The organism is Occultella gossypii (genome assembly GCF_019947135.1).
Classification (GTDB): Bacteria; Actinomycetota; Actinomycetes; order Actinomycetales; family Beutenbergiaceae; genus Occultella; species Occultella gossypii.
In genome coordinates this window covers 193,990-216,170 of record NZ_JAGSHT010000007.1, presented here as the reverse complement: position 1 = coordinate 216,170, position 22,181 = coordinate 193,990, and the positions used below count along the sequence as shown (strand labels likewise).

Sequence of the window (22,181 nt, the reverse complement as noted above, 5' to 3'; positions counted from 1 at the left end):
ATCGTGACCACGCCCCCCAACCCAGAGCCCGAGGCGCGCCGCGCCGGTGAGGCGAGTTCCGCCGTCGAGGGTTCGGCGCCTGTGCGACCGGCCCGGCGTCCGCAGCGTTCGGCGCGCCTGATCTTCTGCCTGACCGTGCTCTCGCTCGAGGTGTTCGTGGTCTTCTTCGCCACCCTCGTCGCGTTCGGGCTGGAGCTCTCCGAGCCGGGGGTGACCTGGGTCGTCGGTGGCGTCGGCATGCTCCTGTGCATCGTGGCCGCCTACCTGCAGAAGTACCCGATCGCTCTGGTGGCCGGGTACGTGGTCCAGGCGCTGCTCCTGCTCAGCGGGATCCTGGTCCCGATGATGCTCGTGATCGGCATCGTGTTCGCCGCCATCTGGGTCACGGGTGTCTGGCTCGGCGGGAAGATCGACGCCGAACGCCTCGAGCGGCTGCGGGCCGAGCGGGCCGCCGCAGCATCCTGACGCCAGTACTGTGAGTGCCATGACGACCAGCACCGAGCGCACCCTGATCCTGATCAAGCCCGACGGCGTCCGGCGCGGTCTCGTCGGCGAGATCCTCCGGCGGGTGGAGGCGAAGGGGTACACCCTCACCTCCGTCGAGCTCCGGACCGCCGACGACGACCTCCTGGCTGCGCACTACGCCGAGCACGAGGGCAAGCCGTTCTACGCCCCGCTCGTGGAGTTCATGGGCTCCGGCCCGGTGCTCGCCGCGATCGCCGAGGGCAACCGGGTGATCGAGGGTTTCCGCGCGCTCGCCGGGGCCACCGACCCCACCGCGGCGCTGCCCGGCACCGTCCGCGGCGACCTCGGTCGCGACTGGGGCTTGAAGGTACAGCAGAACCTGGTGCACGGCTCGGACTCCGTGGAGTCCGCCGAGCGTGAGATCGGGCTCTGGTTCCCGGGTCGCTGACGGCTCGAAAGGGGTGACGCGGGGCCTCGCGACGGGTAGAACTGTGGGATACCCCAACGAGGAGGACCCCATGGGCGCACCCACTGTGGAGCACGTGATCAACGGCCGGCGGCGCAGCACCGGCGGCGATCCCATCGACGTCACCGATCCCGCCACCGGCAGTGTGATCGCCGTGATCCCGGCGGCCGGTCAGGCCGAGCTGGACGAGGCCGTCGCCGCGGCACAGGCCGCGTTCGACCAGTGGTCCCAGACGTCGCTCACCAAGCGGGCCGGGGTGCTGTTCGCGTTCCGGGAACAGGTTGCGACCCGGCGCGCGGAGATCGAGGAGATCATCTCCCGCGAGCACGGCAAGACCCGCCCGGACGCCGCGGGGGAGATCACCCGCGGGCTGGAGATCATCGAGTTCGCCTGTGGACTGCCGCAGCTGCTCCAGGGGTCCTACGCCGACCAGCTCTCCACCGGGGTGGACACCTACGCCTACCGGGAGCCGCTCGGGGTGTGCGCCGGGATCACGCCGTTCAACTTTCCGGCCATGGTGCCGCTGTGGATGGCCCCGATCGCGATCGCGGCCGGGAACTCGTTCATCCTCAAGCCGTCCGAGCGGGACCCCAGTGCGTCGCTGAAGCTCGCCGAGCTCTGGGCCGCGGCAGGACTGCCCGACGGCGTGTTCTCGGTCCTGCAGGGCGGGCCGGCTCTGGTGGACGCGATCCTCGCGCACCCCGGCATCGAGGCCGTCTCGTTCGTGGGCTCCACCCCGATCGCCAAGCACGTCTACGAGCGCGGCTCCGCGCACGGCAAGCGGGTGCAGGCCCTCGGCGGCGCCAAGAACCACGCCGTCGTGATGCCGGACGCCGACATCGACGAGGCCGCCGACCACCTCGTCGCGGCCGGCTACGGGTCCGCCGGGCAGCGGTGCATGGCAATCTCCGCCGTCGTCGCCGTGGGCACCGAGGAGGAGACCGGGCCGCTGATCAAGGCGATCGCCGAGAAGGGCAAGGCCGTGGTGGTCGGGCCCTCGACGAGCGAGGACTCCGAGATGGGACCGGTCATCACGGCCGCGTCCCGGGACCGGATCCTCTCGATCATCACCGAGACCGAGGCCGAGGGCGCCCAGGTGGTGCTCGACGGCCGGGGCCTGACCGTCCCCGGCCACCCGGAGGGCTACTTCGTGGGTCCCACGCTGATCACCGGGATCGACCGGTCCTCGCGGGCGTACACCGAGGAGGTGTTCGGGCCCGTGCTCGTGGTGCTGCGCGCGGCGGACGTCGACGAGGCCATCCGGATCGTGAACGAGGGCCCCTACGGCAATGGGGCGGCCATCTTCACCTCCTCCGGTGCGGCGGCGCGCAAGTTCCAGCGGGAGGTGCAGGCCGGCATGGTCGGCATCAACGTGCCGATCCCGGTGCCGGCCGGCTCCTTCTCGTTCGGTGGGCGCAAGGCGTCCCTGTTCGGTGACACCCACATCTACGGCCGTGAGGGGCTGAACTTCTACACCCGCGCCAAGGCCGTCACGAGCCGGTGGCCGGACAGCGCACTGCGGCCGGCGGCCTCGCTCGCGTTCCCGTCCGAGCCCCGGCACTGAGCCCGGGTGGGGGAGAGCATGAACCGGGTCCTGGCCTGGGAGCCGCGGACCGTGCCCGCGCGGATCGCCGTGACCGCGGCGATCATGTTCGCGGGCGGGATCATGCTGAGTCTGATGAACGGCGAGACCTGGTACGGCCGGAGCACCTGGTTGATGTTGGTGCTCGGGACGGTCGTGGCGGGGATCCGGGAGACGGTCCGGTACTGGTTCGGCGCGCGACGGCGACGCACCTCGACGACCTGAGCGCCGCCGTCGGGCCTCGACGGCGACCCGCGCACCTACGCGGGTGCGCCGACGTGGGAAACTGCCTGTCGTGAGCAAGGGACGTATCGCGTATCAGGGCGAGCCGGGCGCCAACTCGGACATCGTGTGCAAGCAGCACTATCCGGAGTGGGAGGCCGTGGCGTGCGCGTCCTTCGAGGACGTGTTCGCGGCTGTCGAGCACGGCGACGCCGATCTGGCGCTGATTCCGATCGACAACTCACTCGCCGGGCGGGTCGCGGACATCCACCACTTCCTGCCCACATCCGGGCTGCACATCATCGCCGAGCACTTCCTGCGGATCCGGTTCAACCTGATGGCGATCCCCGGGGCGTCCCTGGACACGATCCGGACCGTGCACAGCCACGTGCACGCGCTCGGGCAGTGCCGCAACGTGATCCGGGCGCTGAACCTGACGCCGGTGATCTCCGGTGACACGGCCGGCGCCGCCCGGGAGGTGGCCGAGGCCGCCGATCCCACCATGGCCGCCATCTCACCACCGCTGGCGGCCGAGATCTACGGGCTGGAGATCCTCGCCACGGACGTGGAGGACGAGGACCACAACACCACCCGGTTCGTGGTGCTGTCCCCGGACCTGGTCCGGGCGCCGGCGGGGAACGGGCCGGTGGTGACGAGTTTCATCTTCAACGTGCGCAACCTCCCGGCCGCCCTCTACAAGGCGCTCGGTGGGTTCGCCACGAACGGCGTCAACATGACGAAGCTGGAGAGCTACATGGTGGGCGGGGAGTTCGCCGCCACCCAGTTCCTCGCGGAGGTCGACGGCCACCCCGACGAGATCGGGCTGCGGCGCGCGCTGGAGGAACTGGAGTTCTTCACCACCGAGGTGAAGATCCTCGGCGTCTACCCCGCGGACGAATACCGCCAGCACCAGCCCAGGAGGTGACGGCGGGCGTGGGCGCGCGGCGCCGGACCGCTGGCCCGGGAGCCGCCGGTGCCCGGGGGTGGGCCGCCCCGACCCGGTTCGACGCCGTGCTGCGGGCCCTCGGGCTCTCGACCGCGGCATTCCTCGCGACGGGCATCTTCCTGACGTTCGTCGGCGTCCCGATCGGCCGGGACGTGCTGTATCTCGGATGTGAGGTCTCCGGTGCCCCGGGCCACCAGGACTCAGTGTGCCCGGACGGGATCGGTTACGCGGCGGGCGGTCTACTCATCCGCGCCGCAGTGGCCCTGGTCGTGTTCGCAGTCGTCCTCATCCGGGAGTTGCGAACCGGCTCGGGCGTGGGTGGCGGCGCGGCCACGGACGGTCCACTATGGGCAGACCCGAGTCGAGGAGGAGTCATGAGCACGCTTCCCGGTCACGAGTCCTGGCGCGACGCCGGTCTCGTGGAGGACGACGAGACGGACCCGAAGAACCTCGTCGAGGAGATCGCGCACCCGGACCCGACCGGCGTGGGGGAGGACTACCACCCCGGGACCGCGCGTCCCGACCTCGACGACCTCGCCGAGGAGGCGGACGTGGTCGACCAGTCGGTCGTGGTGCCCGACGAGGACGCGGACGCCGAGGGCGACTGAGTCACCGAGTGCCGGGTCGCCGAGCGCGGCCGGCAACCCTGACGCGGAACCCCCGATCGAGTCCTGGTCACGATCAGGGGAGGTTCAGGGGCACCACCGATACCGGCGGGCACCCTGGGCCGCTTGGCTTGAGACATGAACCCGAGCCAGGGGCAGGTCCTGAGCCAGCTCACTCGAAACGCCATCCGGCGCAACCCGACGACCGCCGTCGTCCTGGTGCTGTTCGTGGCGCTGTCCGCCGCACTCGCGAGTTCGGCGGGCGCGCTGATCGTCACCGTCACCGGCGCCAGTGCCGCGCTCATGCAGCGAGCACAGACGCCGCACTTCCTGCAGATGCACGCCGGGTCCGTCGATGAGGGGCGGATCGCCGCGTTCGCCGCCGGCAACCCCCTGGTGGACGCCCACGACGTGGTCCCGATGCTGAACGTGGACTCCTCCGCCATCCGGGTCACCGGCGAGGGCACCGACACCACCCTGGCCCCCGGGCTGCAGGACGACGCGTTCGTGACCCAGAACGAGCAGTTCGACCTGCTCCTGGACACCGACGGCGCAGTCATCGACCCCGAGCCCGGCACCGTCTGGCTGCCGCTGTTCTACCAGCAGCTGCTTGGCCTGGCGGAGGGTCAGGTTCTCACCGTGTCCGGCCCGGGCGGGCACGTGGAGCTGGCCGTGGCCGGGTTCCTGCGGGACTCCCAGATGAACTCCTCCTACGCCTCGTCCAAGCGGCTGCTCGTCTCCGCCACCGACCTCGAGGAGCTGACGACCGCCGTCGGCCCGGCCGGTGCCATCGAGTACCTGATCCAGTTCCGCCTCACCGACGCCGACGCCGTCGGGCAGTTCGAGACCGAGTACCAGGCCGCGGGGCTGGAGGCGAACGGGCCGACGATCACCTGGACCCTCTTCGTCCTGGTCAACTCCCTGTCCGGGGGGATCATCTCGGTGATCATCACCTTGGTCACGGTGCTCCTGGTCGCGATCGCCCTGCTCTGCGTGCGGTTCACCCTGCTCACCACGCTCGACCGTGACTACCGGGAGATCGGGGTCCTCAAGGCGATCGGCGTCCGCGACCGGGACCTGCGCCGGCTCTACACGCGCCGGTACCTCGTCCTCGCCGCGGCCGGTGCCGTGGTCGGCCTGATCGGCTCGCTCGCGCTGAACCAGCTGCTCCTGGCCGACGTGCTGCTCTACTTCGGGCCGGCCGGCCGCGCCCTGCCCGCCTTCCTCGTCGGCGCCGGGCTGAGTGCCCTGATCGTCGCCGTGGTCGCGCTCGCGGTCCGGAGCACGCTCCGGCGCCTGCAGACCGTCTCCCCGGTCCAGGCGATCCGCACCGGTGAACCCGCTGCCTCGGCCTCGCGCCGCCGCCCGGCGCGGTTGCTCTCCGCGCTCGGCGACCGCCCCGGGGCCCCGGTCCGGCTCGGTCTGCGGGACCTGCTCCGGCGCCCCGCCCTGTACCTGGTCCCGCTCGTGGTCTACGCCCTCGGCGCGTTCATCCTGATCCTCCCGCAGAACCTGCACACCACGGTGACCGCCCCGACGTTCGTCACCTACATGGGCGCCGGCGTCAGCGACCTCCGGGTCGATGCCCAGGGCGGCGCGACCACCGGCCGGATCGCCGACCTAGACCGCGATCTGGCGCAGGACCCGCAGGTGACCGGCCATGCCATGTTCACCACGGCTTCCTACACGGCCCTCGATGCCGATGGCGTGCCCGCCATCGTGAAGATCGAGTCCGGGGACCTGGCCGCGTTCCCGCTCACCTACTCCGAGGGCGTCGCTCCGACCGCCGACACCCAGATCGCCCTCTCCCGGCTGCAGGCTGACGCGCTCGGTGCCGCGGTGGGGGACCGGATCGCCGTGACCCCGGTCGCGCCCGTCCCGGAGTCATCGGGCGCGCTCGAACTGACCGTCACCGGGATCTACCAGGACATCACCAACGGCGGGCGGACCGCGAAGATGGTCGGCCCGCACACCAGTGCCGACCTCTTGGGGAGCACCGTCTACGCCGACGTCGACCGTGGCGTCGACGTGCCCACGACGATCGCGAGGTACGCCGCGGCGTACCCCGAGCTCGAGGTCAGTTCGGTGCGTGACTTCGTCGACGCCAGCATGGGCGGCACCATCGACTCCCTGCGCACCGTCGCCATCGCGGCGCTCGCCATCGGGTTCGCCGTGGCCGCGCTGATCACGGCCCTGTTCATGAGGCTGCTGATCGTTCGTGACGCCTTCGGGATCGGCGTGATGAGGGCGCTCGGCTTCCGTGACCGCCAGGTGCAGATCCAGTACGTGGTCCGGTCCGCGGCGGTGCTCGCCGCCGGCGTGCTCGTCGGTGCGGTCGGTGCGAAGGTGCTCGGCGGCGGCCTCGCCGGAGTGTTCCTCTCGGGCATCGGCCTGTCCGAGCTGCACCTGGTCGCGGATCCCTGGCTCGCCTACGCCGCCTCCCCGCTCGTGCTCCTCGCCGTCGTCGCCGTCGCCACCGTGGCGAGCACGCGGCCGGACGCCCGCCTCGCCATCTCCGCCACCATCAAGAACCAGTGAGGACTCCGCCGATGATCACCACCGTTTCGCCGACCGACACCGGCACGGCACTGCTGAGTGCCCGCGGCCTCAGGAAGAGCTTCACCCTCGACGGCCAGGACGTCGAGGTGCTGCACGGTGTCGACCTGACCATCGCCGAGGGCGAGTTCGTGACCGTGATGGGCGCCTCGGGCTCGGGCAAGTCCACCCTGCTCCACAGCCTCTCCGGGATGGACCCGGTCGACGCCGGGACCGTGCGGCTCGACGACGTCGAACTCACCGCGCTGAGCCCCGACGAGCTCGCCGACCATCGCCGGGAACACATGGGGTTCGTGTTCCAGCAGCCCACCCTGCTCAGGGATCTCGGCCTGCTCGAGAACATCGTCCTGACCAGCTCCCTCGACCGGGTCGGCACCCCCGCGGACCGCGTCGCCAGGGCCAAGGAGCTCATGACCAGGGCCGGGATCTGGGACCTGCGGGCCAGGATGCCGGCCCAGGTCTCCGGGGGTCAGCTGCAGCGGGCCGGGATCTGCCGGGCCCTGATGCGCCGACCCCGGATCGTCTTCGGCGACGAGCCCACCGGGGCGCTCAACCGCGACTCCGCCGAGCAGATCCTGGCCCTGCTCGCCGAACTCAACCGCGAGGGCACCACCATGCTGGTCGTCACCCATGACGTGCGCGTGGCCGCGCGCGCCGACCGGGTGGTCTTCATGATCGACGGCCGGATCGCCGACGAGCTCACCCTCGACGATCGCGGCCCGGTCGCCGGTCCCGCCCGGGTGGACGCGGTCATCGCCCGGATGCGGCGCCTCGGGATCTGACCTGGCACCTGAGTGGGCTCGCTCAGCCGCACTCCGGCTGCGCCACCCTGACCTCGGTGTCGATGAGGACCGTGACCGACTCCGCGGAGCAGGTCAGGGTGCCCACCACCTCGGAATCGAGCAGGACCAACGTGCCGCCGGGGGCCAGTGCACCGACCGGCCCCCGAACCGTGCTGGCCTCCACCCACATCGAGGAGGAGTCCCCGGACAGCTGCACCGGACCGTTGATCGTCGTGTCCGTCACGATCACGGCGCCAGCGCTGGGCACGGTCACCGGGCCCGCGATCGTGGACCCATCGATCCGGACGGACGTGCCGTCCGCGGCGGTCACCGGCCCGCGCACATCGGCGTCGACGATGCACGCCATCGACCCCGTCAGGGCGATCGCGCCGGAGAGCGGTCCGGTCACCGTGGACGTGCACGCCGTCGCCTCGGCCCAGTGCAGGACGAGCGTGGGGCCGCCCGCGCCGCGCTCGCGGGACCACACGGAGGTGCCGAAGGCCTGTCTGTCCTGAGCGTTCTGGAGCAGCGCGAAGCCGAGGCTCGCCTCGCCTTCGCCGAGCGCCGCCGCCGCGGCGCCGGTCACGTCGATGGTCACCGGGGCCACCGCGCTGCCTGCCGTGAACTGCGCGATCGGGGTGCCGACGGCGGGGCGTGAGTTCCAGGTCAGCGTCGCCTCGGTCCAGTCCGCGGCCGCGGTGCTCACGTCGACCACCATGGTGCGGTCCGTGGTGACTCCCGCCGTCAGGACGAGTTCGGCACCGACGAGCTCCCGCCCGTCGGCTGGCTCCAGGTCGAACGCCAGGTACGTCTCCCGGTTGAAGCCGGCGTTGTTGCCGCTCGGGTCGCGCTTGACCGTCATCGAGGCGGCCGAGCCGAAGGAGGTGTCGGCATAGGTGCCGTCGCGCACATAGCCGTCGCGGGCCGCGGTCAGCATGGTCGTCGCCGGATCGGTCACCGCCACGGTGGCCCGCCCACCCACCAGAGTTCCGGTCGGTGAGCGCCAGAGCGCCGTCAGGACGGCGCTGCCGAGCGCCCGGGCCACGACCACGCCATCGCCGGTGAGTTCGGCGACCGCGGGATCGGAGGACCGCAGGGTCGCCGTCGTCGGATCCAGCGCGGTCGTCGAGCCGTCTGTCATCGATACGCTCAGGTCCGGGGTCTGCACGGTCTGTGGGTGTATCCCCAGGGCGCCGGATCCGATCGTGATCGCGGCCGGCTCCGGAGCAGGCCGTTCGATCTGCGGCCACTCGCCCGCGGTGGTGACGACGCGTAGCTCCGTCAGGCTCATCCACATGTTGGCGTTGTTGCCGTGCGCGAGGATCCGGACGTGAGCCGCCTGGACGGGGTCGAACGTGACGTCCTCGAGCTGCAGCGTGGTGCCGGAACTGGCGCCGGACCACACCGTCGACCACTGTTCGCCGTCCAGCGAGGTCTGGACGTCGTAGGTGTACACCCGCGAGGCGCCCTGGCTCCACGCCACGCGGACCCCGTCCACGGTCCTCACCTCGGGGAGGTTGGCGCGCAGCCACTGGCCGTCGCCCTGGGCCGACCAGAAGGTGCCGAGATCGTCGTCGATCGCATACGACGTCGGGTTCGTGCCGACGATGCTCCCCGTGAGCGGGCCGGTGTACGGGCGGGTCAGATGGACCTGGTACCGGGTCTGGCAGTCCTCACCCGCGGGGCCGACGCAGACGACGGCGGTCCCGGGCAGTGCGGTCGGCATCTGGACGTCCACCTGGTCGGTGCCCGTCGCCGGGACCGCCTGGATGGCGCCGAGGTCGGCGGTCTCGAGCACGAACGTGCGGGCGTCGGTGGAGAAGCCCGGGATCGTGACGCCGTCGTGGGTCAGGTCGCTCAGCGTCGCGGCGCCGGAGGCCGGCACGGTCCAGTCGGCCAGGTCGGTCACCGCCGGAACCGGCTCGCCCGTGCCACCGACCGGTAGGGGCTCCAGCAGGATGGACAGGCGCAGGTCGGTGACCCCGGGCAGGTGCACGGTCAGCTTGGACTGGCCGTTCGCCGCCTGCCCGTCCGGGTTCGGCGACGTGGGCAGCGGCTGCGCGGCCATCACCGAGAACTGCGCCTGCGCCGGGGCGTCGACCAGCCGGGCGAGCAGTTGCCGGCCCTCGATGGTCAGCACCGCGCTGCGTCCGTCCTCGGCGATCTCGACGTCCGCCGACGTGTGCATGAACCACCACGCCTCGACCGGGGTGGTCGAGCTCAGCTCGTCCTGGACGACCACCCGGGAGCGGTCGTCGATCATCGCGACGCCCCGCTGCCAGGAGGTCACGTCCTGGTCGGCGTAGGCCTCGGTCAGGTCCGCCACGGCGAACGAGCCGGCGGGGGAGTACCCCTGGTCGATGATGTGCCCGGTCGCCGCGACTGACTGATCCGCTCCCGACCCGGGGTTGATGACGAGGGTGTTCTGGCCCTCCGCGCGCTTGCGGTAGTAGGTCCAGCGCTCTCCGTCGGGCCCGGTGCTGAAATAGCCCGGCAGGCTGTAGGAATCGGCGCCGAGCTCGTCCGCCCAGCGGGTGCCGAGGGCGTCGAGGACGAACGTGCCCATGTCCAGGTCGCCGTGGTTGCTGGAGTTGTCGCCTGCCTTGAACCCGGTGAACAGCGCCGTCGGGGCATCCCACGCCGAACGCGACAGGACGGTCTCGGTGCCGCTGAAGTACCGGTCCAGGGGCATCGCGCTCTCTGCCGGCGTGGCCCGTTCGGACAGGCCGTACCAGAGCAGGTCCTGGGGGTTGGCCGGCGTGGTCAGCCCTTCGTCGCCCCACCACGCGTACCCGGGCTGGTCGTAGCGGTCGGCCATCCAGTAGGTGGCGGGGGAGCCGCCGTAGCTCGAGGACGCGTCGGCGTAGTTGAACGTCCGCCCGGACGGCCCGGCCATGTACATGGAGAAGTCCGCGGTCCGGTCCAGACCCGGCGCGTCCGAGAGCCCGAAGTCGTCCCCGACGGCGGTGCCGAGGCTGGCCAGGTACGGCACCAGGTAGCGGGTGGCGTAGTCCCAGTACGTCGCGCCCTCGGGGTAGCCGCCGTCCGGTGCGAACTCGTCGAGCGCGATCCCGACGTGCGACAGGCCGGCCTGCAGCAGCGACTCGGCCCGGTCGGGTTCGACGTCCGCGAGGGCGAGCGCGGCGATCCCGATACCACTCGTGCACACGACGTTCCAGTTGCTGTTCGTGGTCGTCCAGGACGCACCGGCGTCGTAGCCCGCCTGGGCGGGCTCGAAGCCGAGGGTGACCATGGCGTTCTCGAGCACGCCGCGCTGCTGCGTGGTCAGGGCCGGATACAGCCAGTCGTATCCGATCGCGAACGCATGCAGCATCTCGGCCACGGACAGGAAGCTCTCCGGATTCCAGTCCGGGAACTGCGCCGCCGCCTCGAGCTCCGCGTACGCCCGGTCCAGGAACCGGGTGTCCTCGGTCAGCCGGTAGGACAGGGACAGCACGTAGGTCCGGTTGAGGATGACCCGGACGGGTGTGAGCAGGCTGCGCCCGTCCGGGAAGTCGTAGATCGTGACCGGTGCGGTCAGGAGTGCCTCGGCCTGCCCGAGCACATCGGTGGCCAGCCCCGCGGCCGTGTCGTCGGTCGCGATCCACTGCTCGACCTGGCTGAGGGCCGTGTCGTCGAGGATCAGTCTCGGGTGGTCGGTGCGGACCAGATCGACGATGTTGTCCGGTGCCTCCGGCGTGAAACCGGGGTCCGCGGCCACGGGCGCGGCCACGGCCAGCGACGTCGCGACCATCGCCACCGCGGTCGCGACGGACGTCACGACTCTCGCTCGAACTGTCCTCACTCGAAGCCTCCGTTGCTCCAGACGATGCGTCGTTACATCGAACGGCGCTCAGCGTCGCCCCGCATGATCGGCCCGGTCCAGCAGTTGCGGAGAAGCGATCAGAACCGGTCACGTTGCGCGGGGGCCCCCGACCCGCTATTCCTGGGGGGTGCTCACCGAGGAACGCCGTGCCCGCATCGCTGCGGAACTCATTGCCAGCGGCGCCGTGGAGGTTCGCGAGCTCGCCGCGAGGTTCGACGTCAGCGTGATCACGATCCGGCGCGACCTGGCCTCGGTGGTCGCCTCCTCGCCGCCATCACGCCGGGTGCGTGGTGGTGCGATTCGCGAGCCTGCCCGGGCCGCTCCGACACGGTCGCGTGCTCGCAGCGCTCGCAGTGCGCGCGAGACGGCTCACGACGGCGAGGGTGCCCTGGTCGGGATCGTCGTGCCCGCGCGGGACTACTACTACCGTGCTGTCGTGGACGGCGCCCACGACGAGGCGGACCGGCTCGGGCTCCGGCTCCTGCTCGGGGTGTCCGACTACTCCAGGGATGACGAGGTGACCCTGGTCGAGCGGATGCTCGCGCGCGGCGTGGACGCCCTGCTCGTCACGCCGGCACGGACGCAGTCCGCGGACGCCCGCATCTATCGCCTGCTCGCCGACGCCCGGATGCCGGTGGTGCTGATCGAGCGCGAGGTGCCCGATCCGTTCTCCGGCATCGAGTCCGTGCATACCGACCACGCACTCGGGATGGCCGCGGCCATGCGTCACCTGATCGCCCTCGGGCACCGCAGGATCGGGCTCGCCATGCGCAGACACAATCCCACCGGACCGTGGCTGCGCGCCGGGATGGCGCTCGCTCGCGAGGAGGCGGGTCCGTCGGTGCTGACGTTCGAACACACCGTCGGCCCGGGCACCGGCGCGGAGTACGCCCGGAGCCTGCGCGACGTCCTGGACTCGGTTCGCGCGGCCGGCGTGAGCGCCGTCGTGGTGCTCTCCGACCACGAGGCCGTCGACCTCGCCGACGCCGCGCCGGCGGCGGGACTGCGGGTGCCGGAGGACCTGGCGATCGTCGCCTATGACGACGAGCGCGCCGCGGACGCCGCCGTTCCGCTCACGGCCGTCGCGCCGCCCAAGCGCGATCTCGGACGCCTCGCCGTGCGCATGTGCGCCGACCGGTTCGCGGAGCGGGACGCACCGGGGGAGCAGGCCCTGAGCCCGCGCCGGCAGGTGCTGCTGCCGACGCTGCGGATACGTGCGTCCACGACGATCTGAGCGACGCTCAGGCGCAGATCGCCAGCACCCGCCGGTCGGGGTCCTCGAGGCGGTACGGCCCGGTACCCCAGGATGAGGCGACCGTGACCGACGGACCGGTGATCCGCCGTCGGGCCCCGTCGATGTCCACGAGCACGGAACCCTCGGCCGCCAGCGCGACCAGGTCCTCACCGAGTCGCAGCAGCATCGGGGTGTGCAGCGGGTCCGGTGTGGCGTCCGGGCGCACCCCGACGCTGATCGAGGTCCGGCCGGCCTGCACGCCCGCGAGGATCGACTCCGGCGTGTTCTCCTGCGCGGCCACCCATGTGGTCGGCGTGCCGAGCGTCCAGCCCTGGCCGGGCTTGTGGAAGTCCGAGCCGCCGATCGGAACCACCTCGCCCCAGCGCGCCCAGAACGCCCACGGGAATGAGGCGGTCAGATCCCGGAACCACGAGATGTGCCACAGTTCCAGGGCCCGCGGCAGGGTGGTGAGCGGGTGCTGCCAGGCGCAGTCGCCGTCGACGGCGTGGTTCACCGAGAGCACCCCACCGCGGGCGGCGACCTCGTGCACCCACCGCTGCGCGCTCTCGCGGAAGTCGATCCAGCCGATGTCCCCGAACGCGTTCGCATGCCCGCGCGCGGTGGTGACCTCCTGGCCCGGGAGCAGGTTGACCGAGTGCCGGGCGCCGGCGCCGGGCAGATGTGGGTGGTGGCTGGTCGTGTTGTGGTCGGTGACCGCGAGGAAGTCGAGCCCCGCGGCGGCCGCCCGGGCGGCGAGCTGGTCGATGCTCTCCGCGCCGTCGGAGTGCAGGGTGTGGGCGTGGAAGTCGCCCGCGAACCAGGTCAGGCCGTCCGGTGCGGGTAGGTCTCGGGTGGACCCGCGCGGTGCGCCCTGCCCGACGGCGGCGGCCGGTTCGGTCTCGACGGCACCGGTCGCGGGGACGTCGACCTCGAGCACGACGTCCAGCCCCACGCCGGGCAGCTGGTGCAGGCCGAGGATCACGTGCCACGTGCCGGCCTCGAGCTCGCCGGGCAGGTACCCGGGCGTGGCCGCGGTGGGCGTGATCACGAACCGGGTGCGTGCGCCGCCGGACCAGCCGCGCCACCCGGCCGGGCCCTCGCAGCCGAGGTCCAGCACGCCGGCGGAGGTGTCGTAGGACAACCGGACCTCCACCGAGTCCGACCCCGGCGGCACCTCGAAGGCGACCGGCAGGTACCGGTTCTCGATCTGGTCGTCGATGGTCACGTGCAGCCGGTGGGTGAGGGTCATGCTCAGCCGATCAGGTCGGTGGTCTCGGAGTCGAACAGCAGGCTACGGCGGGGCGTGGGCAGGACCCAGCCCCGGTCACCGGGTGCCGGCTCGTCATCCTCGTCCAGGACGAGCTGCAGCCGGGTCTCGCCGCGGTGCGCCGAGACCAGCACCGACGCGCCGAGGTTCTCGATCACGCTCACCTCGGCCTCGATGCCGCCCTCGACCGGGGTGGTCGACCATTTCAGGTACTCCGGACGTGCGCCCCAGACCACCTTGGCGCCGTCGCCGACCCGGCCCTGCGCGCCGGCCGGCAGCGGCACCGGTGCTCCGGCGACCCGGACCGCGCCGTCGGCCGTCTCGGACTCGACGAGGTTCATCGGCGTGGACCCGATGAACCCCGCGACGAACGTGTTCACCGGGCGGGAGAACACCTCCCGTGGCGTGCCCACCTGTTGCAGGCGGCCAGCCTTCATGACCGCGATCCGGTCGGCGAGGGCGAGCGCCTCCGCCTGGTCGTGGGTCACGAACACCGTGGTGACGCCGAGCTCGCGCTGGAGCTCCTTCAGGAAGGTGCGTGCCTCGAGGCGCAACCGGGCGTCCAGGTTGGACAGGGGCTCGTCCAGGAGCAGCACCTCCGGGCGGGTGGCGACGGCCCGGGCGAGCGCGACCCGTTGCTGCTGTCCGCCGGAGAGCTGAGCCGGGCGTCGCTGCATCAGCCCGTCCAGCGACAGCCCGTCGCCCACCTCGGTGGCCGTCTGGCGGCGGGGCCCCTTGCCGACCCTCTTGATCTTCAGGGGGTAGGCGATGTTGTCCGCGACGTCCATGTGCGGGAAGAGCGCGTAGTCCTGGAACACCATGGCCACGCCCCGCTCACCGGGCTCGAGGTCGGTGACGTCCCGGTCGCCGATCTGGAGGGCGCCCTCGGTGATCGACTCGAGACCCGCGATCGAGCGGAGCAGGGTGGTCTTGCCGCAGCCGGATGGGCCGAGCAGTGCGAAGAACTCGCCGTCGGCGATGGTGACGTCGACGCCGTCGACCCCGCGGACGCCGCCCGGGTACTCCTTGACCAGAGCGGTGGTGGTGATGACTGCCATCAGGACTTGATCCCTCCGTGGAACCGGAATCCGTACCGGCGGTTGACGAGGAAGTACATCGCGATCACCGGGACGGAGAACACGAGCGAGAAGGCCGAGAGCAGGCGCAGGTCAGGCTGCCCGCCCTCGGTGTAGAAGGTGTACATCAGCACGGCCGCCGGCTGGGACTCCGGGGTCCGCAACAGCAGGAACGGCACCAGGAAGTTGCCCCAGACCTGAACCACGGTCCACACCGCCACGAACGCCAGCCCCGGGCGCGCCGTCGGCACCACCACATGGGTCAGGATCTGCAGCGGGCTCGCCCCGTACAGTCGGGCGGACTCCTCGTAGGACTTCGGGATCGAGTCCATGAAGTCCTTGAGGATGAAGATGACGGTCGGCAGCACGCCGCCGGCGAGCACGAGGATCACCCCGATCTGGGTGTTGATCAGCCCGATCTGGGTGATCAGCTGGAACGTCGGCACCATCGCCGCGGTGCCGGTGACGATCGAGGAGAGCAGCAGCAGCGCGTACAGCAGCCCGTCCCGGCCCGGGATCCGGACCCGGGACAGCGCGTACGCGGCGAGCGAGCCGAGGGTGAGTACCAGAGCCATGGTGCCCAGGCCGAGGACGAGCGAGTTCCGCAGCGAACCGAGGGCATACCGGTTCTCGGCGATCCGGGCGAAGTTCGCCAGGGTCCAGTCCGGCCAGCCGACCGTGAGGGACGGATCGGCGTCGAACGGGGCGGTCACCAGCCACAGCATCGGCAGCGCGAAGAACGCGAGCACCAGGCCCATCGCCACCACGAACAGCACCCGGGACAGGTAGTGCCGCACCATCCGGCGGCCCAGCGACGGTGGGGGAGCGGCCGTGCGGGGACCCGGCGCGTCGGCCGCCTGCGGCAGCAGGGGCTCGCCGGTCACTTCGAACCTCCCGAGGCGGCCCGGGCCACGCGCAGGTAGCCGAGCGCGATGACGAGGTTGATGCCCAGCATGATCAGCGAGATCGCGGCGCCCATGCCCAGCTGCCCGCCGGGGATCGCGGTCGTGTAGATGTAGACCGCGAGGATCGAGGACTCGTCGCGCGGGCCACCTGCGGTGAGCAGGTACGGCGTGAACGTGTTGAACGTCCACAACGTGATGAGCAGCGTGTTCGTCAGGATGTGCCCACGGATGTTCGGCAGCACCACGTCCCGCAGCTGCTGCCAGGAGCCGGCGCCGACCATCCGGGCGCTCTCCATCTGCGAGGGCGGCACCGCGGCGAGCGCGGAGGAGAACAGCAGCATCGAGAACGCCGTGCCCACCCACACGTTGAACACGATGATGCTGACCATCGGGTACTCGATCAGCCAGGCGGTGCCCTCGGTGCCGAGCAGCGCGTTCAGCGTGCCGGTACGCCGGTCGAGCAGTGCCAGCCACAGGAACGACGCGACCGACGCCGGGACCACCCAGGCGGCGAGCACCAACGTCTCGATGACCGACTTCGCCCACCCGCGCACGTGCCGCAGCGCCCACGCGATCGAGAACCCGAGCAGGGTCTGCCCGATCACCCCGGAGACCAGCACGAAGATCAGGGTCAGCCAGAGCGAGTGCCAGAACGCGTCGTCGGTGAGTGCGCTGGCGAAGTTGTCCAGACCCACGAACTCCGGGTTCGCCGCCGCGAGGCCGGTGAGCCGGTAGTTCGTCATGCCCAGATAGATGGTCCAGACCGCCGGGAAGACCAGGAACAGGCCGATCAGGGCCAGTGCCGGCGCCACGAACACGCCGGCGCGCACCCGCCCGAGCCCGGCGACGTCGTCCGCGCGCCGGCCGCGGCGGCGGAGCCGTGGCCCCGCCGCCGCGTCGATCGCGCTCACCGCGCCGGCCGGTGTCGGCCTCGGTGGTGAGCGTCAGCCATTGTCGACGTTCTCCTCCCCGACGATCCCGGCGACGGCGTCCGCGTAGTTCGCGAGCGCGTCGTCCACCGGGTCTCCGGCCACCACGGCCTCGGTGGCCTCCTGCAGTGCCAGCGAGACCTCCGGGTAGGCGGCCAGGCCGGGCCGGTAGGCCGTGATCGGCAGCACCTCGTCGCTGACGAACGTCAGCATCGGGTCGCTGGCGAGCAGCTCGGCGTTGACGTCCGCGCGCGGGGTGATGTTCAGCCCGTCCACGGCGCGGGCCTCGTAGGCCTCCGCGGAGTTCATGAACGCGAGCAGCTCCCAGGCGAGCTCGGGGTTGTCGCTGTTCGGGTTCAGCACCCGACCGGTCCCACCGGACATCGACACGAAGTCCTGCCCGTTGATACCGCTGCCCGGCTCCTGCGCCGGGATCCGCGTGTACCCGACGACCTCGTCGCGGTTCGTCATCGGTGCGGTCCCGACGCCCTCGGCCGGGTTGATCACCGAGCGCCAGAAGTAGTCGCCCTCGAGCAGGATCCCGATCTCCCCGGCGGCGAACTGTGCGAACGAGGTGTCCCGGCCCGCGGCCTCCTGCTGGAGCACGGCGTCACCGAGCTGCTCGTCGACGTAGATCGTGCGGTAGAACTCGAGCACGTCGCGCAGTTCGTCGGTGCCGCCGATCCACTGGTCGTCGCGGTACACCTCGGCCCCGGTGCCGACCAGCAACGGCAGCAGCCCCTGCATGGTGGTGGCCTCGCCCATGGCCGTGCCCGCGTTGATCTGCAGCGGGATCGCCACGCCCGACTCCGCCAGCGCCCGGCCCGCGTCGAGCACCTCCTCCCAGCTGGTCGGCTGCCAGTCCTCGGGCAGCCCGGCCGCGGCGAACAGGTCCTTGTTGAAGTAGAGCACCCGCCCGTCCGCACCCTGGGGGATGCCGTACCGCTCGCCGTTGAAGGAGAGGGCGTTCTGCACCGCGTCGGAGATCTGGTCCCAGCCCTCCCACTCCTCCACGGCCGAGCCGCCGACGGCGCTGAGCGGCTGGATGTAGCCGGCCTCGGCGAACTCGCCGACCCAGATCCCGTCCATGCCGATGATGTCGGCGCCGCCGCCGGACTGCAGGTCGAGCGAGATCTTCGTCTTGTAGTCCTCGTCGTCGACGCCCTGCGGCTCGAACACCACGGTGACGTCCGTGCCGTCGGCGGCCATGGCCGCCTCGAACTCCGGGATCACCCAGTCCTCGATCCAGGCCGCCTCGGCGGCGTTCTTGCCGCCCGCGATGGCGTTCAGGGTGATGGTGAGGGTGACCGGGCCGTCACTGCCCTCGCTACCGCCGTCGGTCGGATCGTCCGAGCCGTCGTTGCCACAGGCGCCGAGCAACAGGGCCGCCGTGGCCGTGCCGGCGATGATCGCTGCCAACTTCCTTCTCATGCTGGATCCTCCGGGAATCGACCACGAGGCGCGCGCATCGTGGGACGGACGTGGATGATGTCGTTCGGTGACGGGCGAATCCCGCGTCGGCATGACGATGCCGCCCCTGTGGGTTCCCCTGGTGACGCATGGTGCGTTTCGGTCCTCCCCGACCGTGGTATGTCCATATGTCCGGACGAACTCGACTCTAGGGCGTCGGCTGCCCCGGGGTCTAGGGGGCGCCTCCACGGCGCGGGCCGGCCCCGGCGCTAGGCTGCGGGGGTGCACCTGAAGACGCTGACCCTGCGAGGATTCAAGTCCTTCGCGTCGGCGACCACGCTCCACCTCGAACCCGGCATCACCTGCGTGGTCGGGCCCAACGGTTCGGGCAAGTCCAATGTGGTGGACGCCCTGTCCTGGGTGATGGGGGAGCAGGGCGCGAAGACCCTGCGGGGCGGCAACATGGCGGACGTCATCTTCGCCGGCACCTCCTCCCGTCCGCCGCTGGGCCGCGCCGAGGTGTCCCTGACCATCGACAACGCCGACGGCGCCCTGCCGATCGAGTACTCCGAGGTCACCATCTCGCGGACCCTGTTCCGCAACGGCGGCTCCGAGTACGCCATCAACGGATCGAGCTGCCGGCTCCTGGACATCCAGGACCTGCTCTCCGACTCCGGCCTCGGCCGCGAGATGCACGTGATCGTCGGGCAGGGCCGCCTCGACTCCGTGCTCTCCGCCAGCCCCGAGGAGCGCCGCGGCTTCATCGAGGAGGCGGCTGGGGTCCTCAAGCACCGCAAGCGCAAGGAGAAGGCGCTCCGCAAGCTCGAGGCGATGGCCGCGAACCTGGCCCGGGTGAGCGACCTCTCCACCGAGATCCGCCGTCAGCTCGGACCGCTGGCGAAGCAGGCCGACGTGGCCCGCCGGGCCCAGGTGGTCCAGGTGGACCTGCGCGACGCCCGCGCCCGCCTGCTCGCCGACGACCTCGTCCAGCTCACCTCCACCCTCGCGCAGGAGGTCGCCGACGAGACCGCGCTGCGGGCCAAGCGGGCCGAGGTGGAGACCGCGCAGCAGCAGGCTCGGGCCCGGCTCACGGACCTGGAGGCCGCCGCGGCCGCCGCCGCCCCGCACCTGTCCGACGCCACCGAGCAGTGGTACCGGCTGTCCAGCCTGCGCGAGCGGTTGCGCGGCACGCACACGCTCGCCGCCGAGCGCTGCCGCCTCCTCGGCGGACCTGTCGAGTCCGAGCAGTCCCGCCGGGACCCGGACGATCTCGACGCCCAGGCCCGCCGGGCCCGGCAGGCCGAGGCGGATCTGGACACCGAGATCGGCAAAGCGCGCGCAGACCTCGAGGCCGCGACCACCGAACGCCGGTTCGCGGAGGAGAAGGCGGCCGAGGGCGAACGGGCGCTCGCGGCCGTTCACCGCGGCGTCGCGGACCGCCGGGAGGGCCTCGCTCAACTCACCGGCCAGGTCGGCGCCCGGCGCAGCCGCCTCGAGGCGACCGAGGCGGAACTGCAACGCCTGCGCGCGAACCTGGACTCCGCCGTCGAGCGGGCCGAGACCGCACAGCAGGCGTTCGCCGCCCTGGAACAACAGGCCGTCGGCGCCCAGGAGGGTGAGGAGGGCCTCGATGAGGCCCACGAGGCTGCCCTCGCCACGCTCGAGGCCGCCACCGAGAAGGTTCGCGAGCTGCAGGAGGCGGAGCGGGAGGCTGAGGGAGCCCGCGCCACCTGGACCGCGCGACGCGATGCCCTCGACCTGTCCCTGGCCCGCAAGGACGGCACCGGCTCGCTGCTCGAGGGGAACCCGGTCCCGGGTGTGCTCGGCTCGCTCGCCGACGTGCTCACCGTCGAACCCGGTTTCGAGAACGCGATCGCCGCGGCGCTCGGGCCGCTCGCCGACGCGGCCGCCGTCGAGTCCGTCGAGGTCGCCGTCGACGCGCTCCGGCACGTTCGCGAGCAGGACGCGGGGCAGGCCCGGCTGGCGATCGCGGCGGAGCCCGACGGCGCCGGCTCGCTCGGCGAGGCGCCCGCCGGTGGTCGGTGGGCGCGTGACCTCGTTCGGGTCGAGGGTCCGATGGCGCCGACCGTGGCCCGGCTGTTGCGCGGGGTCGTGGTCGTCGAGGACCTGCGCTCGGCGCGGGCGGCCCTGGCCGGCGCCCCGGCGGCCGACGGCGCCGGACTCGTCGTGGTCACCAGTGACGGCGACGTGCTCAGCCACACCGACGCCCGCGGCGGCAGCCCCGGTGGTCCGAGCGTGCTCGAGGTGCACGCCGCCCGCGAGGAGGCACAGACCGAGCTCACGGCCGCGATCGCCCGGGCCGAGCAGACCCGGTTCGCGCTCGGCCCGGCGAAGCAGGCGCAGGCGGACGCGAAGGCCGAGGCGGACCTCACCCTGACCGCGCTGCACGACTCCGACGCGCAGCTCGCCGCGGTCTCGGAGAAGCTCGGCCAGCATGGGTCCGCGCTGCGGGCCGCCACCGCCGAGGCCGAGCGGGTCCGGCCGGCCATCGAGGCCGCCGAGGCCAAGCGGACCACGTACGCCGCCGAGCTGGCGGAGATCGCCGAACGGCTCCAGCATGCCCAGCGCGAGCCGGACCAGGCCGCGACGGATCTGGAGGGCGCCACCGCCGCGCGGGACGCGACCGCGGCCGCGGCGACCGCCACCCGTGCGAAGGAGACCGACGCCCGGCTCGTGCTGCGCACCGTGGAGGAGCGGGTCCGGGCGATCTCCGGTCGCGCCGAGTCCCTCGAACGGGCCGCGAAGGCGGAGCGGCACGCGCGTGAGGTGGCCGCCCAGCGCGCCCGCCGCCGCGCCGAACAGTCCCGGGTGGCGGCCGCCGTCCGGGCCGGTGCCGCCCGCGCGCTCGAGCAGATCGAGTCATCCCTTGCCCTCGCCCACACCCAGCGGCAGCAGGCCGAGGACGCCCGCGCCCAGCGGGATGCGGAGCTGACCACGGTGCGGGCGGACCTGGACGAACTGTCCAAGCAGTATTCCGAGCTCACCGACGTGGTGCACCGCGACGAGGTGGCGCGGGCCCAGCAGAAGCTGCGGATCGAGCAGTACGAGCAGCGCGCCGTCGAGGAGCTGGGGCTGGACCCGCAGGTGCTCGTCGCCGAGTACGGGCCGGACCAACTGGTGCCCGCCGTGCCCGCACCGGGCACGCCCGAGGACGAGGTGCCCGAGCCGCGCCCGTACGTACGCGCGGAGCAGGAGAAGCGACTGCGCTCGGCCGAGCGGGCGCTGTCCCTGCTCGGGCGGGTGAACCCGCTCGCCCTCGAGGAGCACGCCGCGCTCGAGGAGCGGCACCGGTTCCTCACCGAGCAGCTGAACGACCTGAAGAAGTCCCGCGCGGACCTCCTGGAGATCGTCAAGCAGATCGACGAGCGGGTCGAGCGGGTGTTCACCGAGGCCTATCGGGACACGGCCGAACAGTTCGAGGGGGTCTTCTCGCGGCTGTTCCCCGGCGGGGACGGCCGGCTCATCCTCACCGACCCGGAGAACATGCTCACCACCGGCATCGAGGTGGAGGCCCGCCCGCCCGGGAAGAAGGTCAAGCGGCTCTCGCTGCTCTCCGGTGGCGAGCGCTCGCTCACCGCGGTGGCCCTCCTGGTCGCGATCTTCAAGGCCCGGCCGAGCCCGTTCTACGTGATGGACGAGGTGGAGGCCGCGCTCGACGACGTGAACCTCGGCCGCCTGCTGGATATCTTCCGCGAGCTGCAGGAGGACTCCCAGCTCATCGTGGTCACCCACCAGAAGCGCACCATGGAGATCGCGGACGCCCTGTACGGGGTCACCATGCGCGGCGACGGCGTCACGACCCTGATCAGTCAGCGGCTGCACGAGAACGTGGGCTGAACATCCAGCGACCAGTGAGTGAGGTCATGGTCACGATCCGATGACGACTCGG

The 22,181-nt window shown here is 71.8% G+C and carries 16 protein-coding genes; 10 read left to right on the top strand and 6 right to left on the bottom strand.

Annotated elements, in window-relative coordinates; genetic code table 11:
• Nucleotides 1–3: 3 nt before the first annotated feature.
• The 8 genes from KCQ71_RS07645 to KCQ71_RS07610 all read left to right on the top strand — a co-directional run bounded on the left by KCQ71_RS07645 (nt 4) and on the right by KCQ71_RS07610 (nt 7,624).
• The gene (locus tag KCQ71_RS07645; RefSeq protein WP_223404478.1) at nt 4–465 is read left to right on the top strand and encodes a DUF4233 domain-containing protein; all 462 of its coding nucleotides are present in this window, start codon (nt 4–6) and stop codon (nt 463–465) included.
• A 19-nt stretch (nt 466–484) separates the two neighbouring features.
• The gene (ndk, locus tag KCQ71_RS07640) at nt 485–913 is read left to right on the top strand and encodes a nucleoside-diphosphate kinase (RefSeq protein WP_223404476.1); all 429 of its coding nucleotides are present in this window, start codon (nt 485–487) and stop codon (nt 911–913) included.
• 70 nt (nt 914–983) lie between these two features.
• Nucleotides 984–2,495 (top strand): CoA-acylating methylmalonate-semialdehyde dehydrogenase, encoded by a 1,512-nt coding sequence (locus tag KCQ71_RS07635; protein ID WP_223404474.1) that lies wholly within the window; start codon nt 984–986, stop codon nt 2,493–2,495.
• An 18-nt stretch (nt 2,496–2,513) separates the two neighbouring features.
• Nucleotides 2,514–2,738 carry a hypothetical protein gene (locus KCQ71_RS07630; RefSeq protein WP_223404472.1) on the top strand — a complete coding sequence of 75 codons (225 nt, stop codon included), beginning with the start codon at nt 2,514–2,516 and terminating at the stop codon, nt 2,736–2,738.
• 70 nt (nt 2,739–2,808) lie between these two features.
• Nucleotides 2,809–3,660: a prephenate dehydratase gene (locus KCQ71_RS07625; RefSeq protein ID WP_372453956.1), complete on the top strand. Its 852-nt coding sequence runs from the start codon at nt 2,809–2,811 to the stop codon at nt 3,658–3,660.
• An 8-nt stretch (nt 3,661–3,668) separates the two neighbouring features.
• Nucleotides 3,669–4,289 (top strand): hypothetical protein, encoded by a 621-nt coding sequence (locus KCQ71_RS07620; protein ID WP_223404470.1) that lies wholly within the window; start codon nt 3,669–3,671, stop codon nt 4,287–4,289.
• A 135-nt stretch (nt 4,290–4,424) separates the two neighbouring features.
• A complete protein-coding gene (locus KCQ71_RS07615) occupies nt 4,425–6,824 on the top strand; it encodes an ABC transporter permease (protein ID WP_223404468.1) in 2,400 nt (799 codons plus the stop codon).
• 11 nt (nt 6,825–6,835) lie between these two features.
• Nucleotides 6,836–7,624 (top strand): ABC transporter ATP-binding protein, encoded by a 789-nt coding sequence (locus KCQ71_RS07610; protein ID WP_223404466.1) that lies wholly within the window; start codon nt 6,836–6,838, stop codon nt 7,622–7,624.
• A gap of 22 nt (nt 7,625–7,646) precedes the next feature.
• On the opposite strand, the gene KCQ71_RS07605 is transcribed toward KCQ71_RS07610, so the two are convergent.
• A complete protein-coding gene (locus KCQ71_RS07605; protein ID WP_223404464.1) occupies nt 7,647–11,405 on the bottom strand; it encodes a CBM96 family carbohydrate-binding protein in 3,759 nt (1,252 codons plus the stop codon).
• A 172-nt stretch (nt 11,406–11,577) separates the two neighbouring features.
• Here KCQ71_RS07605 and KCQ71_RS27225 point away from each other — a divergent pair, with 172 nt between their 5' ends.
• Nucleotides 11,578–12,684: a substrate-binding domain-containing protein gene (locus KCQ71_RS27225; RefSeq protein WP_223404462.1), complete on the top strand. Its 1,107-nt coding sequence runs from the start codon at nt 11,578–11,580 to the stop codon at nt 12,682–12,684.
• Nucleotides 12,685–12,691: 7 nt separating this feature from the next.
• On the opposite strand, the gene KCQ71_RS07595 is transcribed toward KCQ71_RS27225, so the two are convergent.
• Genes KCQ71_RS07595 through KCQ71_RS07575 form a run of 5 tightly spaced genes read right to left on the bottom strand, consistent with a single transcriptional unit; the run spans nt 12,692 to nt 18,292 of the window.
• Nucleotides 12,692–13,933 (bottom strand): CehA/McbA family metallohydrolase, encoded by a 1,242-nt coding sequence (locus tag KCQ71_RS07595; protein WP_223404455.1) that lies wholly within the window; start codon nt 13,931–13,933, stop codon nt 12,692–12,694.
• Between the two features lie 2 nt (nt 13,934–13,935).
• Nucleotides 13,936–15,009 (bottom strand): ABC transporter ATP-binding protein, encoded by a 1,074-nt coding sequence (locus KCQ71_RS07590; RefSeq protein WP_223404454.1) that lies wholly within the window; start codon nt 15,007–15,009, stop codon nt 13,936–13,938.
• A complete protein-coding gene (locus KCQ71_RS07585) occupies nt 15,009–15,911 on the bottom strand; it encodes a carbohydrate ABC transporter permease (RefSeq protein WP_223404452.1) in 903 nt (300 codons plus the stop codon). The genes KCQ71_RS07590 and KCQ71_RS07585 overlap by 1 nt, the downstream gene beginning before the upstream one ends.
• Complete coding sequence (locus tag KCQ71_RS07580; RefSeq protein WP_223404450.1) at nt 15,908–16,843, bottom strand: carbohydrate ABC transporter permease; 936 nt, start codon at nt 16,841–16,843, stop codon at nt 15,908–15,910. Before KCQ71_RS07580 ends, KCQ71_RS07585 begins: the two co-directional genes overlap by 4 nt.
• A 33-nt stretch (nt 16,844–16,876) precedes the next feature.
• The gene (locus KCQ71_RS07575; RefSeq protein WP_223404448.1) at nt 16,877–18,292 is read right to left on the bottom strand and encodes an extracellular solute-binding protein; all 1,416 of its coding nucleotides are present in this window, start codon (nt 18,290–18,292) and stop codon (nt 16,877–16,879) included.
• 261 nt (nt 18,293–18,553) lie between these two features.
• On the opposite strand from KCQ71_RS07575, the gene smc reads away from it, so the two are divergent.
• A complete protein-coding gene (gene smc, locus KCQ71_RS07570; protein WP_223404446.1) occupies nt 18,554–22,129 on the top strand; it encodes a chromosome segregation protein SMC in 3,576 nt (1,191 codons plus the stop codon).
• Nucleotides 22,130–22,181 lie beyond the last annotated feature (52 nt).